At 60.9% G+C, this 25731-nt stretch carries 21 protein-coding genes and 1 riboswitch; of the genes, 11 read left to right on the top strand and 10 right to left on the bottom strand.

Annotated features, from left to right (window positions below):
* Positions 1–251: 251 nt before the first annotated feature.
* The gene (locus FB009_RS13605) at positions 252–590 is read right to left on the bottom strand and encodes a TIGR01244 family sulfur transferase (RefSeq protein ID WP_011976253.1); all 339 of its coding nucleotides are present in this window, start codon (positions 588–590) and stop codon (positions 252–254) included.
* Positions 591–661: 71 nt separating this feature from the next.
* The gene (locus tag FB009_RS13600; protein WP_024324052.1) at positions 662–1495 is read right to left on the bottom strand and encodes a DUF4432 family protein; all 834 of its coding nucleotides are present in this window, start codon (positions 1493–1495) and stop codon (positions 662–664) included.
* A gap of 165 nt (positions 1496–1660) precedes the next feature.
* On the opposite strand from FB009_RS13600, the gene FB009_RS13595 reads away from it, so the two are divergent.
* Together FB009_RS13595 and FB009_RS13590 are read left to right on the top strand one after the other, a co-directional pair.
* Complete coding sequence (locus FB009_RS13595) at positions 1661–3052, top strand: L,D-transpeptidase family protein (RefSeq protein WP_011976255.1); 1392 nt, start codon at positions 1661–1663, stop codon at positions 3050–3052.
* A 153-nt stretch (positions 3053–3205) separates the two neighbouring features.
* Positions 3206–4495, top strand: coding sequence for an NAD(P)/FAD-dependent oxidoreductase (locus FB009_RS13590; protein WP_024324053.1), 1290 nt, complete (start codon positions 3206–3208; stop codon positions 4493–4495).
* Positions 4496–4519: 24 nt separating this feature from the next.
* Here FB009_RS13590 and FB009_RS13585 read toward each other — a convergent pair whose 3' ends face one another.
* The 6 genes from FB009_RS13585 to FB009_RS13560 all read right to left on the bottom strand — a co-directional run bounded on the left by FB009_RS13585 (position 4520) and on the right by FB009_RS13560 (position 11933).
* Positions 4520–5236, bottom strand: a complete 717-nt coding sequence (locus tag FB009_RS13585; protein WP_011976257.1) for a ParA family protein — start codon at positions 5234–5236, stop codon at positions 4520–4522.
* 208 nt (positions 5237–5444) lie between these two features.
* On the bottom strand, positions 5445–6590 hold the full coding sequence (locus FB009_RS13580; protein ID WP_011976258.1) for an iron-containing alcohol dehydrogenase: 1146 nt from the start codon (positions 6588–6590) through the stop codon (positions 5445–5447).
* On the bottom strand, positions 6587–7972 hold the full coding sequence (locus FB009_RS13575) for an aldehyde dehydrogenase family protein (protein WP_011976259.1): 1386 nt from the start codon (positions 7970–7972) through the stop codon (positions 6587–6589). Before FB009_RS13575 ends, FB009_RS13580 begins: the two co-directional genes overlap by 4 nt.
* An 80-nt stretch (positions 7973–8052) precedes the next feature.
* Positions 8053–9417 (bottom strand): glutamine synthetase family protein, encoded by a 1365-nt coding sequence (locus tag FB009_RS13570; RefSeq protein ID WP_018012621.1) that lies wholly within the window; start codon positions 9415–9417, stop codon positions 8053–8055.
* 88 nt (positions 9418–9505) lie between these two features.
* Positions 9506–11053 (bottom strand): amino acid permease, encoded by a 1548-nt coding sequence (locus tag FB009_RS13565; RefSeq protein WP_011976261.1) that lies wholly within the window; start codon positions 11051–11053, stop codon positions 9506–9508.
* 106 nt (positions 11054–11159) lie between these two features.
* On the bottom strand, positions 11160–11933 hold the full coding sequence (locus FB009_RS13560; protein ID WP_011976262.1) for an N-formylglutamate amidohydrolase: 774 nt from the start codon (positions 11931–11933) through the stop codon (positions 11160–11162).
* 207 nt (positions 11934–12140) lie between these two features.
* Here FB009_RS13560 and FB009_RS13555 point away from each other — a divergent pair, with 207 nt between their 5' ends.
* The 9 genes from FB009_RS13555 to FB009_RS13515 all read left to right on the top strand — a co-directional run bounded on the left by FB009_RS13555 (position 12141) and on the right by FB009_RS13515 (position 22643).
* On the top strand, positions 12141–13019 hold the full coding sequence (locus FB009_RS13555) for a MurR/RpiR family transcriptional regulator (protein ID WP_011976263.1): 879 nt from the start codon (positions 12141–12143) through the stop codon (positions 13017–13019).
* A gap of 181 nt (positions 13020–13200) precedes the next feature.
* A complete protein-coding gene (locus FB009_RS13550; protein WP_024310838.1) occupies positions 13201–14304 on the top strand; it encodes an ABC transporter substrate-binding protein in 1104 nt (367 codons plus the stop codon).
* A 75-nt stretch (positions 14305–14379) separates the two neighbouring features.
* Complete coding sequence (locus FB009_RS13545; RefSeq protein ID WP_011976265.1) at positions 14380–15261, top strand: ABC transporter permease; 882 nt, start codon at positions 14380–14382, stop codon at positions 15259–15261.
* Positions 15258–16046, top strand: a complete 789-nt coding sequence (locus FB009_RS13540) for an ABC transporter permease (protein WP_011976266.1) — start codon at positions 15258–15260, stop codon at positions 16044–16046. The genes FB009_RS13545 and FB009_RS13540 overlap by 4 nt, the downstream gene beginning before the upstream one ends.
* Positions 16047–16050: 4 nt before the next feature.
* Positions 16051–17112, top strand: a complete 1062-nt coding sequence (locus FB009_RS13535; protein WP_011976267.1) for an ABC transporter ATP-binding protein — start codon at positions 16051–16053, stop codon at positions 17110–17112.
* Between the two features lie 113 nt (positions 17113–17225).
* A riboswitch (FMN riboswitch) is annotated at positions 17226–17391 on the top strand.
* A 90-nt stretch (positions 17392–17481) separates the two neighbouring features.
* A complete protein-coding gene (locus FB009_RS13530; RefSeq protein WP_024310837.1) occupies positions 17482–17955 on the top strand; it encodes a 6,7-dimethyl-8-ribityllumazine synthase in 474 nt (157 codons plus the stop codon).
* 164 nt (positions 17956–18119) lie between these two features.
* Positions 18120–19004, top strand: a complete 885-nt coding sequence (locus tag FB009_RS13525; RefSeq protein WP_011976269.1) for an AraC family transcriptional regulator — start codon at positions 18120–18122, stop codon at positions 19002–19004.
* Positions 19005–19165: 161 nt separating this feature from the next.
* Positions 19166–21388, top strand: a complete 2223-nt coding sequence (locus tag FB009_RS13520) for a TonB-dependent siderophore receptor (RefSeq protein WP_028054203.1) — start codon at positions 19166–19168, stop codon at positions 21386–21388.
* Between the two features lie 121 nt (positions 21389–21509).
* Entirely contained in the window at positions 21510–22643 is a 1134-nt protein-coding gene (locus FB009_RS13515; RefSeq protein WP_011976271.1) for a M24 family metallopeptidase, read from the top strand.
* 25 nt (positions 22644–22668) lie between these two features.
* Here the strand turns inward: FB009_RS13515 and FB009_RS13510 are convergent, their stop codons facing one another.
* Together FB009_RS13510 and FB009_RS13505 are read right to left on the bottom strand one after the other, a co-directional pair.
* Positions 22669–23766: an ABC transporter ATP-binding protein gene (locus FB009_RS13510; RefSeq protein WP_011976272.1), complete on the bottom strand. Its 1098-nt coding sequence runs from the start codon at positions 23764–23766 to the stop codon at positions 22669–22671.
* Positions 23767–23775: 9 nt separating this feature from the next.
* Entirely contained in the window at positions 23776–25722 is a 1947-nt protein-coding gene (locus tag FB009_RS13505; protein ID WP_127581259.1) for a glycoside hydrolase family 127 protein, read from the bottom strand.
* Positions 25723–25731 lie beyond the last annotated feature (9 nt).

Genomic DNA, 25731 nt, shown 5'->3' with positions numbered 1-25731 from the left:
CATTGCGCTTGCCCGCAAATTGCTCGCCATCGCAAACGCCATCATCAGGGACAAAACAACCTTCCGACGAACCACCTGACAAACACAGTTGCCAGCCAGACCAAGTCATTGGGAAGAAAACTCTCTTCTCGCACCACAGACAAAGAAGAGTGATTACCGCCTTCGATACGCCTGGGCCCTGCGGCCCGACAAGATCGCTTATGCCGCGGATACGGCAGGTGCCGGAACGCCCGCGTCGCCTTTCGGGCGCCTCAACCGCGAATGTGCAATGTCTGCTGGTAAACGGCGGTGGAGCGGGCGCCGGAGCGGCAGTAACCCAGCATCGGGCGGGGAAACTCGTCGAGGGCGTCCACCATGCTCTTCACCGCGTCCGCGGTAACGCCCATCGGGCCGACCGGAATATGGGTGATCTCGAGCCCCAGCTCCCGGGCACGCGCGGAGATCGCGTCGAAGGTCGGCTGATCGGGCGCCTCGAAATCCGGGCGATGGCAGACGATGGACTTGAAGCCGAGTGCCTTGATTTCGTCGAGTTCGTCGACGGTGATCTGGCCGGAGACCGAGTACTCATCGTTGATCTGGCGAATGTCCATGTGCGTCCCTCAAGAAAAGCGTTGCCTTGATTTAGGCCCGCCGCCGGGCGGCGTCAATCGTCAAGGCATGGTCATGAAACCGCGAAAGACAGGCTGAAGCCGCGCGATTGGCCGGGCTGGAGCAGGTCGAATTCCCCATTTGCTGTAAGTTCCGGCCGCCTCGCAAGGCGATGCGAGGCCGGTTCGATGCTGACGACGTCGGCGCCGCCGCGTTGACAGCGCCACATCTGGAGGAACGGCAGCGTATCGGTGCGAAAGCGCACGCACAATGCGCCTCCGGCGAGACCCGGCATCGCAGCAAGGGTCACCTCCGACCACCCCTCGCGGGCAACGGCCGGACGGCAGAAATGCGCGCTTTCGCCCTCCCCGAAGCGCCAGGGAAGCGATCCGCTATCAAGCGACGGGCTTTCGATCCGCGTTTCGTCGCCGAGCAGCCGGCCGGCGATGTTCATGTGATACATCATCATCGGCGCGAAGGCTGACGTGCCGGTGTTGACCACCCGGTCGGCGAGCGTCACGCCGCGCTGAGCCGCGTCGGTTTGCCAGAGCCGCTCGATGGCAGCGCGACCGCCGCAGGCGAGGTCGACTTCGGTGACAGCCGTACAAAAATCGCCTGCACCACCCATTTCGGCCCGACTGACAGGCGTTCCCGCGAGTGATCCATGCAGAGGATAGGAGGCGCCGGGGCGCGCCTCCACGGGCTCGGGATGACGAATATGGTCCGGACCGCAGGTGAACAGGAACCCTGCGAGCGCGCGTTCGATGCGCGGATCACCGTCGGAGGGGATCGCGGCTCGCGGCGACAGGTCGACGCCGTCGACGAGGAAGGCCGCGATGTCGAGCGCCGAGGACGGATCGAGTACAAGGTGGCTCGCCGCATCGGCTACGTTCAAGATCGTCCGCATCTCTCCTCCGGAAACGGAACCTGAATCAGGCGGCAGAGCCATGATCGTCGTAGCCTCGGAACCGAGCCAGTAGGCGAACGTTGCAATGGACAGCATGTTGGCCTAACTAATTTAACCCGCCGTTAATGATGAGTTCACGTTTTTCACATTAACGTCCAAATCGGTATGTACCGCCGCAAAGCAACCGCCATGATGACAGGTTCCCTCGTGACGCCCGCAACCCGCACCGGCCTCTCGCTCTTCGCAGCACTCGCCTTCATCGCCGTGGAGCTTGCGCCCGCTTACGCCCAGGACGCCTATGGGGGCTATTGGGGCAGCGGCGACGCACTGCTCGTCACGCCCGAAGGCGACATTCTCGACTATATCCCGGGAGAGGCCGAAGTTCAGGCCATGCGCGACCGCCGCGGGCGCACGGTACTTGTGGATCCGTGGGGCAATATCGTCGCAACCGTCGTGCCGAATGACGGTAATGGGCGTCGGAACCGGCGCCGCGAATATGGCCGCGATGCCTATCCCGATCCGCGCGATCGCGGTTACGGCTATTCCGAGCCTGGCGAATTTACCGGCGCCGTCCCCGGATATCCCGAGGCTCCGGTGGAGCGTGAGGAACTGCCGAACAGCCTACCCTCGCTGTCAGAGGAGGCAGCCTACGATCCGCAATACGACAATCCCCTGGCGCAGCCCATGCCTCCGGCCATGACCGTGAAAGGCAAGTCGAGCGCGGAGATCGCCGCACTGCAGGTATTCCTCGACCGCGAAGGCTTCTCGCCTGGCGTTATCGACGGAAAGATGGGGTCCAACGTCACCAAGGCCATCGAAGCCTGGCAGCAGGCAACAGGCGAGACGCTCGATCCGAACAATACCGAGGACATTCTCGAGCGGCTGCGCTTCAACGGCGGCTTGCCTATAACCACTTATACGATCACCGCCGCCGACGCTGCCGGTCCTTTTGTTGCCTCCATTCCGGAAGATTACGCCCACAAGGCGCAGCTTCCGCATCTGTCCTTCACGTCCGTGACGGAGATGCTCGGCGAAAAGTTCCATATGGACGAGGCCTATCTGCGCGAGCTCAACCCCGGTGCAGACTTCTCCATTCCCGGTACCACCATCAAGGTCGTCAATCCCGGTGCGTATAAGAAGGGCAAGGTAGCGCGCATCGTCGCGGATAAGGGCCGCAAGCAGGTGCTCGCCTATGACGAGGCGGGACAGCTGCTCGCCGCTTATCCGGCCACCATCGGATCGGCCGACACGCCGTCGCCATCGGGCACGGTGAATGTGGAGCGAATCGCCTTCGATCCCGGCTACACATACAATCCGAAGATCAACTTCCAGCAGGGCGCCAACGACAGAATCCTGCAGTTGCAACCGGGCCCGAACGGACCGGTTGGCACCGTCTGGATCGCGCTGTCGAAGCCGACATACGGCATCCACGGCACCCCGGAGCCGTCGAAGATCGGCAAGACCCAGAGCCATGGCTGCATCCGCCTGACCAACTGGGATGCGACGGAACTCGGCAAAATGGTCAGCACGGGCGTGACGGTCGAATTCGTAGAATAATCGCGCAATGGCACTCACCGTCCAGCTGCGATCGCGCCCGAGCGCAGCTGGCCCGGCGCCGTCATGACATCATGAAACATTGTCATGAAAGACTCTGCGGCGATGGCCTTATCAAGGCGGAGATCCCTGACCTCACCGAAGGAACTGTCCGCGATGGCAACGGAGCGTGCTCTCCCCAATCTCTGGCATGCGACGGCGCCGGCCGCTCCGCACACTGCTCCGCTTGCGGATGACCTGACGGTAGAAGTGGCGATCGTCGGCGGTGGTTTCACGGGTCTTTCGGCGGCGCTGCATCTGGCGGAGGCGGGTGTACGGGCAGCGGTCATCGAAGCACGCATGATCGGCTTCGGCGGCTCGGGCCGCAATGTCGGCCTCGTCAATGCCGGCATGTGGGTGAAGCCGGACGACCTTGTTGCGACGCTTGGAGCAGCGGCGGGCAACCGGCTTCTGGTCGAACTCGGCGACGGTCCATCGCTCGTCTACGATCTCGTCGCGAAATATGGAATCGAATGCGAGGCCGTGCGCAACGGCACGCTACACATGTCCCTCGGTACGGAGGGCTTGAAGGAAATTCGTGAGCGCGAGGCTCAATGGAAGAAGCGCGGCGCTCCGGTTGAAGTGCTCCCCGCCGAAAAGGCGCAAGCGCTATCGGGGGCCGAGGGCTTCACCGGCGCGCTGCTCGACCGCCGCGCCGGAACCATACAGCCGCTCGCCTATGCGCGAGGTTTGGCGCGTGCAGCGCTCGCTGCCGGCGCTAAGATCTTTACCGACACCCCCCTCCTTTCGGCGAACCGGCAGGGCAATCACTGGAGACTGCAGACCGGGCGGGGGACAGTCACCGCCCGTCACGTCATTCTCGCGACCAATGCCTATGGCGGCCTTGTCGCCGATGTCCCGTGGAAGGAGTACCGGCAGGAACTGACGATCCTTCCCTACTTCCAGTTCGCAACCAATCCGCTGCCCGACAAGGTGGCAGCGCGGATATTGCCCGAACGCCAGGGCGCCTGGGATACGGGCCTTGTGATGACCTCCTTCCGAATGGACAAGCAGAACCGGCTGATCTTCGGCTCGATCGGAAGGCTGGACGCCATGGCGGCAGGCACGCACCGCGCCTTCGCCGGCCGGTCGGTGCGCAAGCTCTTCCCCTATATCGGCGACGTCCGCTTCGAACACTGGTGGGACGGCCGCATCGGCATGACGACGAACAATCTGCCGGTGATGCATGTGCTTGCCGACAATGTCGTTTCGGTCAGCGGCTATAACGGCCGCGGGATCGCCCCGGGCACCGTCTTCGGCCGGGCGCTCGCCCGCCACGTGACCGGCGACACGTCCGCGATCCCGCTCGCGGAAACACCGATTACGCCAGATCCGTGGCGGATGCTGAAATCCGTCTTCTACCACGCCGGCGCCCAGGCTAAGCATTTCATCGATAAACGGTTCTGAACGGAAACCGTCCGCAACCGATCGTTACGCCGCCCGCGGCAGAGCCGAGCGCAGCCGGGACATCAGGGCGCGGCGCGCGGTCACGGGGAGCAGGTTTTGCACCTCGGCGGCAAGCGCGTAAGCGTTTTCGCGCGCCTTGTCGAGATTGCTGACCCTGTTCGGATCCATCATCTGCAAGGTGCCGCCGCACTCGAAAATTTCGCGGTATGCGACACGCTCGACGATGGGCGTATCGAGGACCGAAACGCCGCGGGAGGCGAGCAGCGCCTTGATCGTCTGCAGCGCCCGGGTCGTCACCAGCGAATTGACGCGCGTCAACACGACCGAGTGGTTGATGCGTACCCTCGCCTTCTCTCCGATATGGCGGATAAGTTCAAGAATCTGCACGGCGCCCCGCGCATCCATGGCGCAGCCCTGAACGGGTATCAGCACATGATCGGACAGCCCCAGCGCCAGGGCAACGATCGCGTCCTTGGCACCGGCGAGGTCGATGACGATGAAATCTGTCTCCCCCTTAAGCTCGCGGATATGACAGGGAAGCGAAGCCGGAGTGACGTGCGAGATCACCTCGAGATTGGCGACCCGACCGGATACTTCGGACCAGCTCGTGATCCAGCGCTGCGGATCGGCGTCCAGTACCACGACGCGGTTCCCCTGCCTCGCCAGTTCCGTCGACAGGATCAGCGCCGCGGTCGTCTTTCCCGCACCGCCCTTTGCATTGGCGAATGTGATGACCGCCATTTCTCTCACCTCGTCCTTGCTCGTTTCCGGTCCGCCCGGTTATATCGGTCAGGCGATTTCTTAATAGAACCTTGCAGAACATGGTTAACGAAACGGAAACTTTTGGCCCCCAAAAGTTAACCGGAGGGCGCATTTTCGATTGAAGACTAACGAAAAAGCCCGGAAAACATGCGTTTTCCGGGCTCGAAAAAATTAACGACGGCTCCGGTCAAATGCATTCGGCGAAGAGCTTCTTCGCGGCATCGAGCGTCAGCTCGACGGGATTGCCGCCGGCCGTCGGATCGACGATCGCCATCTCGGCCATCTCGTCGATACGGTCCGTGCCGACACCAAGCGCCGACAGCTTGTCCGGAACGCCGAGTTCCTCCCGCAGCCGCAGTACATAGTCGTAGAAACCGTCGAAGCCGCCGGCAATGCCGAGATAGGCGGCGGCGCGACCGATCTTCTCATCGATTGCGAAACGGTTGAACCGCAGGACCGGGGGCATCACCACAGCGTTGGTCATGCCGTGATGGGTGTTATAGATCGCCCCGATGGGATGCGACAGCGAGTGGATCGCGCCGAGCCCCTTCTGGAACGCGACCGCTCCCATCGCCGCCGCGCTCATCATGTTCGCCCGGGCTTCAAGATCCGTACCGTCCTTGTAGGCCCGCGGCAGGTATTCCTTGACGAGCCGCATCCCCTCCAGCGCTATACCCGCCGACATCGGATGATAGAAGGGCGACGAATAGGCCTCCAGGCAATGGGCAAAGGCGTCCATGCCTGTGCCGGCGGTGATCACCTCGGGCATACCGACGGTGAGCTCCGGATCGCAGATGGTCACGCCCGGCAGGAATTTCGGGTGGAAGATCACCTTCTTGACGTGGCTTGCCGAATTGGTGATGACGCTGGCGCGGCCCACCTCGGAACCGGTGCCGGCGGTCGTCGGAACGGCGACGATCGGAGCGATGCCTTCGACGCTCGCGCGCGTCCACCAGTCGCCGATATCCTCGAAATCCCAGACCGGCCGCGTTTGTCCGGCCATGAAGGCGACGCATTTGCCGAGATCGAGGCCCGAGCCGCCGCCGAAGGCGACGACGCCGTCATGGCCGCCATTTCGGAATGCCTTCACGCCGGCTTCCAGGTTCTTGTCGTTGGGGTTGGGATCGACGTCGGCAAAGATCGCCCGTCCGAGCCCGCCGGCCTCGAGAATGTCAAGCGCCTTCTGCGTGATCGGCATCGGCGCCAGACCGCGATCTGTGATCAGGAGCGGCTTCTTCATGCCGAGCGCCTTGCAGTGGTCGGCGAGCTCCTTGATGCGGCCCGCGCCGAATTTGACGGCGGTCGGATAGCTCCAGTTGGCGGTGATGGTCATGCGGTCGCTTTCTTCAGATGATAGGATTTCGGGCGGGTCAGATTGTGGAAGCCGAGGACCGAGAGCGAGCCGCCGCGCCCCGTCTCCTTGACGCCGGTCCAGCAAAGCGCCGGATCCAGATAGTCGGCGCGGTTCATGAAGACCGTGCCTGTCTCGAGCTCCCGCCCGATGCGCCCCGCACGCTCCGCATCCTTCGTCCAGAGCGACGCAGTCAAGCCGTATCGGCTGTCGTTCATAAGTTCGATTGCCTGAGCGTCGCTCTTCACCCTCATGATGCCGACAGCAGGCCCGAATGTCTCCTCCCGCATGAATTCCATGGAGTGATCGACGTCGACAAGAATCTGTGGCGCGAGGTAGGCGCCGCCATCGTCCTCAGGGAAAAGCTTGGGATCGATCAGCGCCTTGGCGCCCTTCGACACGGCGTCGGCGATCTGGTGGCGCACGTTCGCGGCAAACCGCTTGTTGGCCATGGGGCCGAGTGTCGTTTCGGGATCGAGCGGGTCGCCGAGCTTGTAGTTGGAGACCCAGGCGACCGACTTCTCGACGAAAGCGTCATAGAGCGACTCGTGCACATAGATGCGCTCGATGCCGCAGCAGCACTGGCCGGAATTGTAGGTCGCTCCGTCCATCAGCGTGTCGACGGCAGCATCGAGATCGGCATCCTCCATCACATAACCCGGGTCCTTGCCGCCGAGTTCAAGTCCGAGACCGGTGAAGGTGCCTGCCGCCGCCCGTTCGATCGAGCGGCCGCCCTCGACCGAGCCGGTGAAGTTGATGAAATCGAAGCTCTTGGCGGCGATCAGCGCCGCCGTCGTGTCGTGATCCAGGAACAGGTTCTGGAACACATCTGCCGGAACGCCTGCCTCGATGAAGGCGCGCACCATGCGCTCCCCGACGAGGATCGTCTGGCTGGCGTGTTTGAGGATCACTGCATTGCCCGCCATCAGCGCCGGCGCGATCGTGTTGATCGCCGTCATATAGGGATAGTTCCACGGCGCGATGACGAAGACGACCCCATGTGGCTCGCGTTCGATGCGGCGCTCGAAACGGTCGCTCTCCTCCACGACAATAGATGTCAGCGCGTCGGCGGCAATCGAGGCGACATAATTGGAGCGCTCGTTGAAGCCCTTGAACTCGCCACCATAGCGCACCGGCCGGCCCATCTGCCAGGCGAGTTCCGGCACCACCTCGTCAACCATCTCATTGAGCCGCGCCACGCCGGCAAGTACCAGTTTCACACGCTCTTCGAGCGGTCGCCGCGCCCAGCCTTTCTGCGCCTGGCGCGCATGCGCCACCGCCTGCCTCGCCATCTCCAACGTCATTGCCGGGCGCTCGGCGTAAACTTCGCCATTGACCGGCGAAATGCATCTGATCATCGTCATGATCGTCTTCCTGTTTTCATTTCACAATGAATCCCTCCCCCCTGTGAGGAGGGATTGCGGAGAGATAAAGCCGCAAACTTCTATGCCCGCTCGAACCCGCGCGCGACCTCCCAATCGGTGACCCGCCGATCATATTCCTGCTGCTCCCATTCTGCCGCATGCACATAATGGTCGATCACCTCCTCGCCGAAGGCGGCGCGCAGCATTTTCGATCCGCTCAGTGCCTCGGTCGCGGCCCTCAGCGTATGCGGAACCTCGCGCACGTCCTTGCCGTGATAGGCATCGCCGACGAAGGGAGCCTCCAGCTCCATCTTGTTCTCGATGCCCGATATGCCGGCCGCGATCAAAGCGGCGAAGGCGAGATAGGGATTGAGGTCGGAGCCGCCGACGCGGCATTCGATCCGGATCGCCTTGCTGCCTTCGCCGCAGAGACGATAGCCGGCGGTGCGGTTGTCCTTGCTCCAGATGGCCTTGGTCGGAGCGAAAGTACCCGCCATGAAGCGCTTGTAGGAATTGATGTAAGGCGCCAGGAAATAGGTGACCTCGCTCGCATGGGCGAGTTGACCGGCCACATAATGGCGCATGAGGTCGGACATGCCGTACTGCCCGTCCTTGTCGAAGAACAGCGGCTTTTCGCCGTCCTTGCTCCAGAGCGACTGGTGGATATGGGACGAGGAGCCGGCGGCCGAGTAGTTCCACTTGGCAAGGAAGGTGATCGCCTTGCCGCGCTGCCACGCAATTTCCTTGCAGCCGTTTTTGATGATCGCGTGCCGGTCGGCCATGGTCACGGCCTCGGCGTAGCGGACATTGATCTCTTCCTGGCCCGCGGACGCCTCGCCCTTGGAATTCTCGACCGGGATGCCGGCGCCCTGAAGACCGTTGCGGATCGCACGCATCACGTCCTCTTCCTTGGTCGTCTGGAAGATGTGGTAATCCTCGTTGTAGCCGCTTGCGAGCTGCAGATCGCGGTATCCGGAGAGCCTCGCATCGTCGTAGGACTGATCGAAGAGGAAGAATTCGAGTTCGCTTGCCATGAAGGCTTTGAAGCCCATGGCTTCGAGGCGCGATACCTGCGCCTTCAAGATGGCGCGCGGCGAATGCGGCACCTCCGCATGCGTGTGATGGTCCAGCATGTCGCAGAGAACCAGCGCCGTGCCGTCGAGCCACGGAATGCGCCGAAGCGTCGAAAGGTCCGGCTTCATGGTGTAGTCGCCGTAACCTTTGTCCCAGCTCGTCGCCTTGTAACCGGGCACCGTCTCCATTTCCATATCTGTAGCGAGCAGGTAATTGCAGCTATGCGTTTCCTTCCACGCACTTTCCACGAAGTATTCCGCGTGAAAACGCTTTCCCATCAAACGGCCCTGCATATCCACCTGGCAGGCGAGCACCGTGTCGATGCGGCCCTCGGCCACATCCTCTTTCAGTTCGTCGAACGAATAGCTCATGAAAGTGTCGTCCCATGTTTAGGTGCGGTCGTTCCCTCGTACCGCGAAGCGGAGTGGGACCGCGCGCGATCCCACTCTCCTCTACTGCTTACGCTTCGCCGACCGCCCTTTCGGCAGCGGCGATCTCCGCCTGACGGCGCGCGACCTCGTCGCCGATTGGCGGTCCACGGAACCGTCGCTTTTCAAAGGCGAACCAGATGATGCCCGTCACGATCAGGAAGCCGACCGTGATGTAGAGCGCCCAGTCGTTCGGCGGCTGAATGCCGAGAACGAAGATCAGCACCATGGCAACGATCGAAAGCACCGCGAAGAGCTTGAACATGCCCTCGCCCAGGTCCCACGGCCCCATCTTGTCCCACTTCGAGGTTCCCCAGGCGATCAGACCTAGCGTGATCGGAATCGCAAAGGAGAAGAAGAGGAAGATGACGGTGCAGGAAACGACAATCGTATAAACGGGCGTGTCGCCGATCGAGACCAGCGACGATCCCCAGACGAAAAGCACCGCGAGAATGGAGCCGGTCCAGATGGCCGCGACCGGCGTGCGATAGGTCGGGCTCACCTTCGAGAGTGCCTTCGATGCCGGCAGACCACCGTCACGCGAGAAGGCGAAGATCATACGGGAGACCGAGGTTACCGTCGCCAGACCGCAAAGCCACTGGCTGACCAGGATCGCCAGGTAGAGGATGTCTCTGACGATGGGATTCACCTGCGCGTCCATCGCCCAGAAGAACACGTTCCAGCCCTGTTTCGCTGCCTCGTCCATATCAGGGATCATCAACACGAAGGCGCAAAGCATGATGTAGCCGAAGAGCGCGGCCCAGAGCACCGACGAGATCATTCCGCGCGGAACGGAGTGAGCGGCCTTTACCGTTTCTTCCGAAGTATGGGCCGAGGCGTCGTAGCCCGTGATCGTGTAGATCGGCAGCAGCAAACCGAGCAGGAACACCCAGGTAGCCGAGGTCTGGGGCCAGACATTGCCGCCGGCTTCTCCCGAGTAATTCGAGAAGGTGAATAGCCGGCCGATCTCGTAAGTGTCCGCAACGGCGAGGCAGACGATCGCCAGCAGGATCGCGGTGACGAAGATCAGATAGCCCGAAAAATCGGTGAGCTTCGCCGTAAGCGCGATGCCCATATGATTCACGAGCGCCTGCGCGCCTGTGATGATCGCCAGGAAGACGATCCGGGTCCCCGTCGTGTCTTCCAGACCGAAATAGGGCGTTCCGAACGAGCCCATGAAGAAGTAGTAGGTGCCGACGTTGATCGCGCCGAGCACGGTGACCAGACCGAGCAGGTTAAACCATGCGGTCAGCCAGCCGGTGAAGCGGTTGCCCAGAATCGAACCCCAGTGATAGAGGCCGCCCGCGGTCGGATAGGCGGAACTGATTTGGGCCATGGCGACCGCGAAGACGAACGAGATAAAGCATCCGAGCGGCCACCCGATGCCGATCGCGGCGCCACCGGCGCCGGACGTTGCCTGTGCGAGCGAGTTGATGCCGCCCGACAGGATGCAAATGATCGAGAAGGATACGGCGAAATTCGAGAATTGACTCATTCGCCGTTCGAGTTCCTGGGCGTAGCCCATTGAATGCAGGACCTGCAGGTCCTGCTTCTTGTCGATTTCCGAGTAGTCTGACATGCCGTTCCCCTGTTTCTCCAAGACCTTCCGCGCTATTGCGGAGATCGCGTCACCCCTGCTCCGGAACACCGGAGCGACACCGCGGCATTGCCGCTCCCCGGGTCTTTTATCTTGCCGGAAGGGCAGCGACGCTCTTCGTGAGCAGCCCCACCAGACAATCGGCCATGACCCTCTGGCCGATTTTATCGCGGATGAGATCGTTACGGATCTCTATCATTACATTTGGAACGCCGAAGCGAATGCCGTATTCGATCAGGCTGTGCGTCACACCGTCAGCTGGTCCGTAAGGCTCGTTGCGGCGGACGTCATATCCCACGTCCTCATTCGATGCGGCGGCCAGCAGGCGGTCCGGGAGGCGGCTGTCGGCGTCATGCAGAATACCTAGTTCGACGGCTCGTGGCGCACCGAAATAGACCGGCGTGAAACTGTGCATGGTCACGAGAATCGGCTGTCTGCCCGCGGCCTTGCGGCCTGCGACCGCGCGCGTGACCGCCTCGTGAAACGGCAGATAGATCTCGTTCACCCGCGATTGCCGCTCTTCCGCCGTCATCGCCCTGTTGCCGGGCACCTCATAGATTTCACTGACGACGGGCATCGCCGCATCGGAGTCCGGGGGCCGGTTGCAGTCATAGGCGAGCCGCGAAAAACGTTGGAAGATCAGCGTCGCGTGCAGCTTTTCGGACAGCAATTGCGAGACCGCCAGCGCTCCGGGATCCCAGGCGATATGGCTTTCAAGCGCATCCTCAGAGAGGCCCAGCGTACCCAAACGCTCCGGCATCCGGTTCGAGGCATGCTCACAGACGAAGAGAAATTCTCCCCCCGCTTCGGCATTCTCGATTGCAACCGGGCTGCCATCTGTCTGCGTCAAAAGTCCCGTCAAAAACCGGCTCCCCAATGCCTCGTCAGACGATGATTGTGAAGAGAATTCTTCAGGACGCATCAGCTGTCAATGGAAAACTGAAACGATCTTTTCAAAATTGCGATTGACTCTGATTGTGACAGCGATGTTTAATTTCGCAGAAGCCGGCAAAGACCGGCAAGCTGGCAAAGACCGGCAAGCTGGCAAAGACCGGCTGGGGGGCGAACATTGAACGGCAACACGGTTTCCATGACGGTGTCGGATGTGATCAACGCACATTTCGCCGCGCTGACGCGCGCCGAAAGGCAGTTGGCGGAGACGCTTCTCGACAATTACCCGGTGTCCGGTCTCGGTTCGATCACCACGGTTGCCGAGAATGCCGGCGTTTCGACGCCGACGGTCGCTCGGATGGTTCAGAAACTCGGCTTCCGCGGCTTCCCGGACTTCCAGGCGCGGCTTCACCAGGAACTCGAGGCGACGATCTCCAATCCGATTGCCAAACACGACCGCTGGGCTGCAAGCGCACCGGGAACCCATACGCTCAATCGTTTCGCCGACGCGGTCATGGGCAACATGCGCCAGACGCTTTCACAGATCGAGCCGGCCGAGTTCGACACGGCCGCGGCACTCGTCGCCGATCTGAAACGCAAGGTCTATCTTGTCGGCGGGCGCATCACCCGTTCACTTGCGGACTATCTCTTCACCCATCTTCAGGTCATCCGCACCGGCGTGACGCAGATCGCGGCCAATCCGAGTTCGTGGCCGCATTACGTGCTGGATATGCGGCAAGGCGACGTCCTGATCCTGTTCGACATTCGCCGCTACGAGCAGGAGATGGAAACACTCGCCCGCTTCGCCCGAGACCGCGGCGTCGAGATCGTCCTCTTCACCGACCAGTGGGGCTCTCCGGTCGCCAAGTCTTCCTCCAAGGTGTTCCGCGCGCGGATCGAAGTTCCCTCCGCCTGGGACAGCTCGGTCATGTTGCTCTTCCTTGTGGAGGCGCTGATCGAGGCCGTACAGAGCTCGAATTGGGACCAAACTCGAGACCGGATGAAAACCCTCGAAGGGCTGTTCGATTCCACACGTATTTTCCGCAAGCCGGTCTAGGAGGGCTCGGCGGCCTGAATTCCAAGTCGAGAACATTCAGGCGACACTCGGATACAACCGGCAGATCGACCTGAAGCCGACATATCTGCCGCAGACGGGACAAAGCCTGTCACATAAGCTTCATCGCATATCTTTAACTGCTTCGGCGAAATTGACTGAAAACCAAATAAGGAGAACTCCAGTGATTTCAATGACTCAACGCCTGCTCTCGCTTTCGACCGCCATGCTGCTCGCTACGACGGCAGTTGCCGTTGCCGAGCCGAGCGAGGAGCTCATCGCAGCCGCCAAGAAGGAAGGCACGCTGACGACAATCGCGCTCCCGCACAATTGGTGCGGGTATGGAGACGTGATCGCCGGCTTCAAGGCCAAATACGGTATCGAAGTCAACGAACTGAACCCGGATGCGGGCTCCGGCGACGAGATCGAGGCGATCAAGGCCAACAAGGGCAACACCGGCCCGCAAGCACCCGATGTCATCGACGTCGGCCTGTCCTTCGGCCCCTCGGCCAAGGCCGAAGGCCTGATCCAGCCCTACAAGGTTTCGACCTGGGATACGATTCCGGACACGGCGAAGGACCCGGAGGGCTATTGGTACGGCGATTACTACGGCGTTCTCTCCTTCGTGGTGAACACCGATATCGTCAAGGATGTGCCGAAGGACTGGGCGGACCTCAAAAAGTCCGACTATGCGAATTCGGTTGCGCTCGCCGGCGATCCGCGGGCATCCAACCAGGCGGTACAGGCGGTCTACGCAGCCGGCCTCGCGGCCGGTGAGACGGATGCGGCCAAAGCGGGCGAAGCCGGTCTTGCCTTCTTCGCCGAGGTCAACAAGGCCGGCAACTTCGTCCCTGTGATCGGCAAGTCCGCCTCCCTTGCGCAAGGATCGACCCCGATCATCATCGCCTGGGACTATAACGGCCTCTCCTGGCGCGACAGCCTGAACGGCAACCCGCCGGTCGAGGTCGTCGTTCCAGCCTCCGGTGTCGTCGCCGGCGTCTACGTCCAGGCGATCTCGGCCTTCGCGCCGCATCCGAACGCGGCCAAGCTCTGGATGGAATATCTGTATTCGGACGAAGGTCAGCTCGGCTGGCTGAAGGGCTATTGCCACCCGATCCGCTTCAACGACCTCGTCAAGAACGGCAAGGTTCCGCAGGAAATGCTCGACAAGCTGCCGCCGGCGGCATCCTACGAGAAGGCCGTCTTCCCGACGCTCGAAGAGCAGGAAGCCGGCAAGGCAGCGATCACCACGAAGTGGGATAGCGTCGTCGGCGCGAGCGTACAGTAGTCGCTACGAGGCCTCCCCGCCCATGAATGGGTGGGGAGGTCATCTTCCTCCGACGCCGGGACGGCCGTAACCTGTATGACCACGACAACAGCATCAGCACCTCTGATCAGCAAACGAGCGATCATCGACTGGCTTGGCATCGCGCCCTTCATGATATTCGCGCTGATGTTCCTGATCATTCCGACGCTCTATCTGGTTACCGGCGCCTTCCTGACGCCTGCCGGCGAGTTTACCTTCAGGAACATCGCCGACCTCTTCACGCCCTCGATCCTGTCGGCTTACTGGATCTCGATCCGCGTATCTGTTGCCTCGTCGCTCGGCGGCGCCCTCATCGGCTTTTTTCTTGCCTGGGCTATCGTGCTTGGCGGGCTGCCGACCTGGATTCGCTCCGGCCTTCTCACCTTTTCCGGCGTCGCCTCCAATTTCGCAGGCGTTCCGCTCGCTTTCGCCTTTCTCGCAACCCTCGGCCGGACCGGGCTCGTCACGGTGTTTTTGCGAGACTGGTTCGGCTTCAATCTCTACTCGACCGGCTTCAATCTCCTGAGCTTCTTCGGTCTCACCATCACCTACATGTATTTCCAGATTCCGCTGATGGTGCTGATCCTGACGCCGGCGCTCGACGGCATAAAGAAGGAATGGCGCGAGGCCGCCGAAATCCTGGGCGCTTCCACCTGGCAGTACTGGCGCATGGTGGCGCTGCCGATTCTCTGGCCGAGCCTGCTCGGCACGACGCTCCTGCTTTTCGCCAACGCCTTCGGCGCGATCGCCACCGCCTATGCGCTGACCGGCAGTTCGCTCAACATCGTGCCCATCCTGCTCTACGCGCAGATCCGCGGCGACGTGCTTCACAATCCGAACCTCGGCTATGCGTTGGCCCTCGGCATGATCGTCATTACCGGCATTTCCAATATTCTCTACATCTGGCTGCGAATGCGCGCCGAACGGTGGCAGAAATGAAAGCACGACGTCTCGGCGCCTGGATCGCCATCGCAATCGGGGCAAGCTATTTCATCGTTCCGCTGCTTGGCACGCTGGAATTCTCGCTGCGCATGCGCCGCGACGCCTATTCCTTCGACGCCTATCGATCGGTCTTCTCCGATTTCCAGTTCCGCGAAACTTTCGGCTATTCGATGATGATGGCCGTTCTCACGATCATCTTCGGCATGCTGCTGGTGGTGCCGACGGCCTATTGGGTACGGCTGCGCCTGCCGCAGGTCCGCCCGATCATCGAGTTCATCACGCTGCTACCGCTCGTCATTCCCGCAATCGTCATCGTCTTCGGCTATCTGAGGCTCTATAATTCCTCATCGATCCTGCCGCTGACCGGGTCGACCTCCGGCACCAATATGCTGCTGATGTTTTCCTACATGACGCTGTCGCTTCCCTACATGTATCGCGCCGTCGATACGGCGATGCGGGCGATCGATGTCAGAACCTTGACGGAGGCTGCCGAGAGCCTCGGCGCCAGATGGCCGACCATCCTCTTCCGCTGCATCTTTCCGAACGTGATGAGCGGCGTTCTCTCAGGAGCCTTCATCACGTTTGCGATCGTCATGGGCGAATTTACCATGGCAGCGCTGCTAAACCGGCCCGCCTTCGGCCCCTATCTGCAGCTCGTCGGCGCCAACAAGGCCTATGAACCTTCGGCGCTCGCCGTCATCGCCTTCGCGATCACCTGGCTCAGCATGGGATTGCTCCAGCTCGTATCGCGCTTCCAGAAATCCGCTCCGGCCAAGGCTTGATCACATGGCATTCCTGCAACTGACCAATATTCAGAAATCTTTCGGCCCGGTTCAGGTCGTGCATAATTTCGACATGGGGATCGACAAGGGCGAGTTCGTTTCCTTCCTCGGCCCATCCGGCTGCGGCAAGACAACCATTCTGCGCATGATAGCCGGCTTCGAGACGCCTTCGGGCGGGACGATTTTCATCGACGGCAAGGACCAGGGCGCGCTGAAGCCTAACCAGCGCAATATCGGCATGGTGTTTCAGGCATATGCCCTCTTCCCGAACATGAACGTGCACGACAATGTCGCTTTCGGTCTCAAGGTTGCGGGCGATTCGAAACCGGAGATCGATAAACGGGTGAAGCAGATGCTCGGGCTGATCAAGCTCGAGCATCTGGCGGACCGCTTCCCCTATCAACTCTCCGGCGGCCAGCAGCAGCGCGTGGCACTTGCCCGAGCACTGGCCGTCAAGCCGCAGGTGCTTCTGCTCGACGAGCCGCTTTCCGCACTTGACGCGAAGATTCGCGTTTCTCTGCGCGAGGAAATTCGTCAGATTCAGCAACAGCTCGGCATCACCACCGTATTCGTGACGCACGACCAGGAGGAAGCCCTGTCGATTTCCGACCGGATCGTCGTCATGAATGCCGGCCGCGCCGACCAGATCGGCACTCCGTTCGAGATCTACAACACCCCGGCGACGCGCTTCGTCGCCTCCTTCGTCGGCACGCTCAACATCATCGAGGGTAAGGTGGCCGATCCCGCAATCGGCGCGGTCACCATCGGCGGCCAGCAGATTTCGCTGAGCGAGCCGATAACAGGGGCAAAGGGCGGCGACAGCATTTCGCTGGCACTCAGGCCGGAAGCGGGCTCGATCGCCGAGGGCGCGCGGGGCGATACCGCACTTCCGGGCAAGGTCGTATCGAGGAGCTTTCTCGGCTCCGTCATCCGCACCAAGCTGCGGGTCGGCGAGGACATCATCTCCTTCGATATGTTCAATGACCCGGGCATGATACCGCCCGTTGCCGGGGAAAGCGTCACGCTTCGCTTCGCGGCAAAGGACCTGCTCGTCATCCGCGAATAGATCGGCCGAAAAGAAATATCCCGGACCACGATATCCTTGGAAAAATCTGTCGTGATTTTTCGCTTTCACGTCGCAGCACAGATTTGACGGCATCGAAACAGGCGCTATAGTCGCAACGTTCTCAGGGCGGGGTGGAAATCCCCACCGGCGGTAGCGGACACAGGATCGAAATGATCCGTGGTCGAAGCCCGCGAGCGCTTCGCATATTGGTGCGAAGGTCAGCAGATCCGGTCAAACTCCGGAGCCGACGGTTTATAGTCCGGATGGAAGAGAGCAAGCAGAAGCGTCGCCCCTCCCCGGGGTTTTCGCACATGCATGTTCGCCCGACGGGATCCTTGGAAAAATGCCAACCCTGAAAGGCTTGAGACAATGACAGTAGTTTCCCACCCCTCCGCTAAGATTGCGATCGTTCGCGCCCGCTGGCACGCCGATATCGTCGACCGTTGCGTCGATGCTTTCGTCGCGCAATGGACGAAGCTTGGCGGCAACGCTATCGATGTCGAGGTCTTTGACGTGCCCGGCGCGCTCGAAATCCCGCTGCATGCGCAAAAGCTTGCGAAGACTGGCCGCTATGCAGCGATCCTCGGCACCGCGTTTGTCGTCAATGGCGGCATCTATCGCCACGACTTCGTCGCCGGCACGGTGCTCGACGGCATGATGCGCGTGCAGCTCGATACGGACGTGCCGGTGCTCTCGGCGGTGCTTACACCTCACAATTTCCAGGAAAGCGAGCCGCTGATCGCCTTCTTCCGCGACCACTTCGTCGTCAAGGGAGAGGAAGCCGCAAATGCCTGCGCGCAGATTCTCGATGCACGGGCGAAGCTGGCGCTGGTGAACGCCTGACGGAAACTGCCCCTCTCCTCGGATTTAACCCGAGGAGAGGGCCAACTCGAGGTCGCTGAACGGCGATTGAAACGCCGCGCGATCGGCGATAGATAAACTTCACCTTCAACCGAAGGATTACTGCGGTCGAGCCCCGTGAGTTGGCGCGATCGGTGAAGACGACGATGACGTTTCAGCCGCGCATGCAGAACCGGATCAGCGGATTTTCGATCATCGGCGGCCTCAACCGCCGGGAATGGAACGGTGTGGTTGCGGATGTCTGGGACGTGGAATGCGTTCCGCATGCGGGCGGCTACTACATAGCCGAGGATCCCCGCATGTTCATCGTGCTCGACGCGAAAGGCGGCGGCAATTGCCGGGTGAAGCTCGCCGCCAACGGCGAGGGCGCGGTCCAGAATTATCATCGGCATGCCCTGTCCTATATCCCCGCGGGGATGGAACTATGGACCGACCTCGTCGACATCAACTACATCCGGCATCTCGATCTGCATTTCGATATCGATGCGCTCGGGCGGCGTCTCAGGGAAGATCTGGATCCCGCTGCCGTCGACACGCCGCGGCTCATGTTCCAGGATGAGCGCTTCCTGAGGCTTGCCGGGCTGATCGCAGCCGAATGCCTCAACCCCCAGCCTCTCCATGATCTTTATGGCGACGGACTGACGGTGGCTCTGTTCATCGACCTCATGAAGATCGCAAAGCGCAGCGGCCGCAAGCGCAGCCAGCTTGCGGCCTGGCAGTTGCGCCGGGCGGTCGATTTCATCGAGGAGAACTTCGCCCGCAATGTGCGGCTCGAGGAACTCGCCGACCTCACCGGCCTGTCGCAATCGCATTTCAGCCATGCCTTCAAGGCTTCGACGGGTGTCGCCCCGCATCAATGGCACATGAACGCCCGTGTCGAACGGGCAAAACAGATGCTGGTCGAGAGCGAGGGCCCGCTGACCTCGATAGCCGCGGAAACGGGCTTTGCCGATCAGGCGCATTTCACCCGCGTCTTTCGCAAGACGGTCGGCACGACGCCGGCACTATGGAAGAAAAGTCACACCGCCTGACACTTGGCCGGCTGCGCTCAATTTTACCCAGAATCGTTCAATTTCCGCGCATCCGGACAATCCCGGTCAAAATAGTTGATCTAGACACTCAGCTTATCATTGACCGTGCCGGTCTCGCGGGGGGCAACGGCGTGGCCGGCCGATTTCGGGGCAGATTTGACATGAAATGCAGAGTTCGCGGAGCGCATCTTAGAAACCTTCTGGCGAGCGGGGTGGCGCTTGCGCCGCTGGTGACAAGCGGATTGGCTTTTGCGCAGGATGGCGATGCCACACAGCTTGAGCGGATAATTGTAGAAGGGGGCAATACGGCGGGCGCGGGCGCTACGGGACCTGTCGAGGGTTATGTTGCCAAGGCGAGCGCGACCGGTTCCAAGACCGCGACCCAGATTACCGAAATCCCTCAGTCGGTCTCCGTCGTCGGCCGCGAGGAACTGGACGACCGCGCCGTGGTCAACAAGGTCGATGAAGCCTTGCGCTATACGCCAGGGGTCCTGTCGGCGCCTTTCGGCACCGATCCGGACACGGACTGGTTCTTTATTCGCGGTTTCGATGCGGCCCAGACGGGTCTCTTCCTCGACGGTCTGCCGCTCTTCAGTTTCGGCTTCGGCAATTTTCAGATCGACCCCTTCATGCTGGAACGGATCGAAGTGCTGAAGGGGCCGGCCTCCGTCCTCTATGGCGGGTCCAATCCCGGCGGTATCATAAATCTGATCAGCAAGAGACCGCTTGACGAGCCGCTCTACTATACCGAGGCGGGCATCAACAGCGACGGCAACGCCTTCACCGGCTTCGACGTGAATGACATGCTGACTGATGACGGAACCGTACGCTATCGCCTGACCGGCAAGATCGCCGGCGGCGACAATTATTCAGATTATTCCGAGGACCTCCGCGGCTTCATCCTGCCGCAGGTGACCTATGCGCCGGATGATGCGACCAGCCTGACGGTGTTTGGGCTGCTCCAGGGCCTTGACCAGGTGCATGTCGGCAACGGCTTTCTGCCCTATGTCGGAACCGTGGTCGACGCGCCCTTCGGCAAGATCGATCGGGATGCCTATTTCGGCGAACCTGACCTCGACGAGGGAACCTATGCCCAGCAGATGCTCGGCTACGAGTTCAAGCACGATTTTGACAGCGGCTGGACCTTCACCCAGAATGCACGCTACGCCCATCTTCACAAGCATGAGAAATACCCTTATCCCTACGGCTATGTCGGCCCCGGCTTCGGCAATATAGAGCCCATCGCTCCAGACTACCTTCTGAACCGCATAGGCTTTGAGGCGACGTCGAAGGTGGACAGCTTCTCGATCGATAATCGCGCCGAGACGGATTTCGATCTGGGCACGACGAATCACACGTTCGTGGCCGGCCTCGATTACAAATATTACCGCCTCGACCATATCGGGGCTTCGGGAGGCGCGACGCCGATCAGCCCCACCGATCCGGTCTATGGGGTACCACAGGGCCCGACGGCCGTTTATATCAATCAGATTTTCACGCAGCAGCAGATAGGCATCTATGCTCAGGACCAGGTGCGCTTCGGCGACGGTTGGCTCGTTACGCTCAATGGGCGCTACGACTATGTCGACACCGACCTCAAGAACGGGGCTACCGCCTGGGCCGGTCCATCCAACTTCGGATATGACGACGGCGCACTCAGTGGCCGAGCCGGCCTCGGTTACGAGTTCGACAACGGTCTCACCCCCTATGTGAGCGTCGCCACCTTCTTCAACCCGCTTGTAGGTTCGCGCGACTCGAACCCCGATCCTGCCATCACGACCCTGGTGCCCTTGAGACCCGAGGAGGGATACCAGTACGAAGCGGGAATCAAATACGAGCCGACATTTATCGACGGCTTGATCACCGCCTCGCTGTTCCAGATCACCAAACAAAACGTGCAGGTGACCGATACGCTCGGAATTTCCACGCAACTCGGCGAGGTGCGCTCCCGCGGCTTCGAACTCGAGGGCAAGGTGAACATCGACGATAACTGGAAGATCATTTCGGCGTTCACCTATACCGACCTCGAGATCACGGAGGACACCAATCCGTCGCTGCTCGGCAAGTCGCCCTACCTGATACCTGAGACACAAGCTGCCCTGTGGCTCGATTACACCGTGACCAGCGGCGCTTTCGAGGGCATGAGCCTCGGCGCAGGTGTACGCCGCCAGGGCGAGTCCTGGGCCGATGCTGCAAACACGAAGAAAGTCCCCGCGGCGACGCTCGTGGATGCCGCCATCCGCTACGAGAAGAACGACTGGACGGCATCGCTCAATGTCGCCAACCTTTTCGACAAGGAATATGTCAGCGGATGCCAGGGGCTTCTGACCTGCGGTTATGGCGAAAGCAGAACGTTCACGCTCAAGCTCAGCAAGAAGTGGTAAGGGTCTGAAGCTCCGGCTGTCCGCGAGGTTCGGCACTTCGTCAACGCCCCAATATCTTGTCGACAACCTGAATCCAAATCGCTTAGTAATGTCCCTCCACCCTTGTTGAGCGGAGTCCAGGATGGCGAATTATCCGGCGATCACCAGTACGGAGCGCCAAACGCGCATATCCCGTTTGCGGGCCACTCTTTCGGAGCGGAACGTCGGCGGGCTCCTGCTGGGTTCTACGGAAAGTCTCCGCTACTATACAGGGCTGGAGTGGCACGCCAGCGAACGGTTCCTCGGCGCTCTCATCACGGGTTCCGACCTGATCTATATCGCCCCCGCGTTCGAGCTGAGCCGGGTCGAGACCCTGTCACGCGAACCAGGTGAAATCCGCGCATGGCAGGAGGAGGAAAGCAGTGCCGCCCTCGTCGCATCGCTTCTGCCTCCTGAGGCGACACTCGCTGTCGATGATTCACTGCCGTTGTTTGCGTATAACGCTCTGGTGGGGGAAATTGCGGCCCGCAGGCTGATTGACGGAGGTCCGCTTATCCGTGCCCAACGAAGGTTGAAATCTGCGGCCGAGATCGAGATCATCCAGTTCGCGATGAACCTGACCCTGGAGGTGCATCGGCGCGCGCATAAGTTCATCAAACCTGGGATTTCAGCGTCGGAGGTCAGGCGCTACATCGACGATCAGCATCGGCTGCTCGGCGCTCCAGGCGGCTCCAGTTTCTGTATCGTCTCCTTCGGAGATGCGACTGCGCTGCCCCATGGGGCGGAGGGGGAACAGGTCTACAAGCCCGGCGACGTGGTGCTGGTCGACACCGGCTGCCGCATTGGCGGCTACCACTCGGACCTGACCCGGACCTATATGATCGATGACCCGACGCCCGAATTCGCTCGTATTTGGGCTATCGAGAGGGAAGCTCAGCTGGCCGTGTTCGAAGCTGCTCACATCGGAGCCACATGCGGCAGCCTTGATTCGGCTGCCCGAGACGTTCTCGTTCGCAACGGGCTCGGGCCGGACTACAAACTCCCGGGTCTTCCTCACCGCGCCGGGCACGGGATCGGCCTCGAAATTCACGAGGAGCCATATATTGTCCGCAGTAATCACTTCGCCCTCTCCGAAGGTATGTGCTTCTCGGTCGAGCCTATGATCGTCGTTCCGGAAGCGTTCGGCGTTCGCCTCGAGGACCACATCTACATGAGCAAAGACGGCCCCGTCTGGTTTACGGCGCCCGCCGAAGGCCCCACCGAGCCGTTCGCTTGATCGCAACAATGCCCTTCCAGCGCGCTCAACAGGCCAGAGAGCGCTCGGTTTCCGGATCGAAGAGATGCATCTGGTTCATGTTGATTGAGAACGGAAGTCTTGTCCGAGCTTTGGGGGCGAACTCGGAATCGATACTGGCGCAAAGCCCGGTCTTTCCCACATTGAAATACACCATCGAAGTCGCGCCGAGCGGCTCGACGAGATCGACGGCGGCATCGATCGGCACCCAGCCAGGACGGTCGCAGTGGCTGGAGATGGATTCCGGCCGGATTCCGAAGATGACGCTTCGGTTGAGGTGATGCTTGAAGTCATCGGCCCTGCTGGCCGGAACGGCAAGCCGCGTGCCGTCTTCCAGCACCAGATGAAGATCCGTGGCTTCTCCGGCCAAACGCGCGGGCAGGAAGTTCATGGAGGGGGAGCCGATGAAACCAGCGACGAACTTGCTCGCAGGCTTGAGATAGAGCTTCTGCGGTTCGTCCATCTGTTCGACCATCCCCTTGTTCATGACCACCACGCGGTCTGCCATAGTCATGGCCTCCACCTGGTCATGCGTGACGTAGACGGTGGTCGTCGGGATCAACTGATGAAGCCGCTTGATCTCCGTTCGCATCTTCACTCGCAGTTTTGCATCCAGGTTGGAGAGCGGCTCGTCGAACAGGAAGACCTTCGGATTTCGCACGATCGCCCGGCCCATTGCCACGCGCTGACGTTGGCCACCTGAAAGCTGCCCAGGGCGACGGTCGAGCAATTCCGTGATGTGCAGAGTTTCGGCGGCAGTGGCAATCCTTTGCTGTATCTCCGCCTTCGGCAGCTTCTGTTGCTCCAGGCAGAAAGCGATGTTTTCGCGGACAGACATGTGCGGATAGAGGGCATAATTCTGGAACACCATTGCGATGTCGCGTTTCCCGGGGCCGAGGCGGTTCACCACCTCATCGCCGATGGCTATCTCGCCGCGGGATATGTGTTCGAGGCCTGCGATCATCCGCAGCGTGGTTGATTTTCCGCAACCCGACGGTCCGACGAAGACGACGAACTCCTTATCGTCGATGTCGAGGCTGACGCCCCGCACGGCCTCGTGGATTCCGTATGATTTGACTACGTTTCTGAGTTGGAGCCGTGCCATTCTTTCCTCCTACTTCTCCGTCAGCCAGACCTGCATTGCGCCCTCGTCACGATTGGCCCAGAGGTGATAGGGTATCGCCTTGAACGTTCTTCCCTTCAAGGAAGGTGGCCTGTTGCAATAGAGCGTTGGCCCCCAATCCTCGGCATCGGCTTCCAATGCTTCTCCCTCAAGCACGACGGCACCGCCAAGCAGGGTTTCGTCGAAGCGCGGGGTGAGGTTGGTGTCCGCTGAGATTCTCAGGCGCTGGGGTTCCGTGCCAATGTCCGTCTCCTCGACGCAATAGACGACCGGACCGCGCTTAAGAGCGACACGCTGCGCGTCCTCCCCTACTGCTGGATGGGCGTAGAGGCGCTCCACTGGCATCTCGAAAGTCAGACGGATTTCATCCCCGTCGACCCATTCGCGGTTCACGACCGCATAGCCCTTTTCAAGCGATGCGCCGAGGTCCATTTGCTCTCCGTTTACCCACAACCGGGCGTTACGGCACCAGCCAGGGATTCGCAGCCTGAAGGTGAGCCGGGTCGGCGCAACCAGACCAAGGGCGAGAAGAACATCCTTATCCCACGGATAGCTGGTTTCTTGCCGAAGTCGCACGAATTGGCCCTGGATTTCCAGCTCGGCTGTGTTGGCACCGTAGAGGTGGACAGCGATTTCGTCCCGCTTTGCAGAATAGAAGTACTGGCCCAGCGACGTTATGAAGCGGGCGATGTTCGTCGGGCAGCATGGGCAGTAATGCCATTTCCAGCGGCGATGCTGGCCGTGGCTTTCGAGCACGTTCTCGTAGAAATAGTGCTCACCGTCTCGCGAAATTCCAGAAAGCGCGCCGTTGAATAGAATTGTTTCCAGGGCGTCGGTGAACCTGCTGTCCAGGTCAAGCTGCGCCATGCGATGGCTCCACAGACCAAGCGCGACCGCGGCACATGTCTCCGCATAGGCCGTCGTGTTCGGCAGATCATATTCGCGCGTGAAGCCTTCGTTGGATGCGGATGGCCCGAGACCTCCGGTTATGTAAAGCTGACGGCCTATCAGATTGTCGAACAGGCGGTCGCAGGCGTGCTTTAGGCTAGGATCGTCATTTTCATAGGCTAGGTCCGCCATCGCTGAGAAGAGATACATAGCTCGCACGGCATGGCCAACGACTTGCGTCTGATTGCGGACGGGCATGTGCGCCTGACTGTAGGCATAGGTCCCGTAGACATAATCGGCCGGATTCTCCCCCCGCCGGCGCGTTTCCTCGTCGAAGTAGGACGGCATTCGGCCGCGCTCGTCGACGAAATAGGTAGCGAGTTTCAGGTGCCTGGGGTCGCCGGTTAAGCGATAAAGCTTCACAAGCGCCAGTTCGACTTCCTCATGGGCATCGTAGCCGCGCAGTTTGCCCGGCTCCGTCCCGAAAGTGTCGATGATGTGATCGACGGCACGGATCATCACGTCCAGGAACCGCCGTTTTCCGGTAGCCTCGAAATAGGCCACGGCTCCCTCGATCAGATGGCCCATCGAATACATTTCATGCAGGTCGCGCAGGTTGGTCCAGCGCTTGTCCGGTTCGCGCCGGATGAACCAGCTGTTCAGATAGCCATCTGGCATCTGTCCGTGCTCCAGCCTTTCCACGATCGCATCGATCTTGGCTTCAATGTCCGGATCAGGATGGTTCTTGAGCGTATAGCTCGCAGCCTCAATCCATTTGCCGAAGTCAGAGTCGAAGAAATGTTGCATCGACAGTCCGCTGGGCTGGATAGGGCGGACGAGTGGTGACGGCGGCTTTTCGAAATCCAGGACTTCGAGGAAGCCCTCCTCTTCGAGGCGCCTGTGCTGAGTGGGTATAGTGACGCTTCGGACGGTTTCCGACCAACTCTGCCAGAACCCGCCATCAAAGGCTACGCGAGTGTGGTCGACAGGCACAAAACGCTCGAAGGCGCGTGGCTTGACTTCGGCGGCCTTGTTTTGGGGCAAGGACATGCAAACTCC

Origin of the sequence: Sinorhizobium medicae (assembly GCF_007827695.1) — a bacterium.
GTDB lineage: Bacteria > Pseudomonadota > Alphaproteobacteria > Rhizobiales > Rhizobiaceae > Sinorhizobium > Sinorhizobium medicae.
Note: the sequence above shows the minus strand (reverse complement) of the source record. Positions and strands in the feature narration are given on the sequence as shown.